This is a genomic window from Burkholderia sp. BCC1640, from assembly GCF_902833125.1.
GTDB lineage: Bacteria > Pseudomonadota > Gammaproteobacteria > Burkholderiales > Burkholderiaceae > Burkholderia > Burkholderia diffusa.
In genome coordinates this window covers 1-592 of record NZ_CADFEF010000125.1, presented here as the reverse complement: position 1 = coordinate 592, position 592 = coordinate 1, and the positions used below count along the sequence as shown (strand labels likewise).

Sequence of the window (592 nt, the reverse complement as noted above, 5' to 3'; positions counted from 1 at the left end):
CGCGGCTGGAGTTAAGTTTGACGTGGGCGACCTCCAGGCGTCGCCGTAGCCCGCCAACAAACGCGTATTCGCAGCTCCAGTCAAACTGGAAGGCTTCGCCGGGTTCGAAGGCGAGCGGCACGAAGGCCTTCCTGCGAGGCGCCTCAGCCTGCTCCTCGTGCCAACGCCTCACGAACGCGCTCACGCGGCCGTAGCTGCCGGCGTAACCCTCGGCGCGGATCGCCTCGAACATGAACCGGGCGGTGCGCCGGTCACGCTTCGGGCGATGACTGTCGGCACGCAGCCAACCTGTCAGCTGTGCGGCCCAGTCGTCGATGACGCTCGGGCTGACGCGCTTCGGATACTTCGGCTCGACGGCATCAGTCTGCCGCAGCCAGCGGCGCACCGTGTTTCGGGACAGGCCCGTACGCCGCGCAATCTCGCGCAGCGGGACCTTCTCGCGGAAATACATCCGCCTGATCTTGGCCAATATGCCCACCGTGATCACCTTTGTATCCCCTGCTCAAAGATTGAGCAGGGCATTCAATCACGTGGGTCAAAATTCGATGAAAATTTTCAGCTCTAGTGGGTCAGTTCTGTGCGGACATCAACA

General features: G+C 62.5%; 1 protein-coding gene. It reads right to left on the bottom strand.

The window, feature by feature from the left end:
• The coding region (locus HWX25_RS32805; protein WP_175912747.1) for a helix-turn-helix domain-containing protein at positions 1 to 478 on the bottom strand (478 nt) is incomplete at its 3' end.
• Positions 479 to 592: the final 114 nt, after the last annotated feature.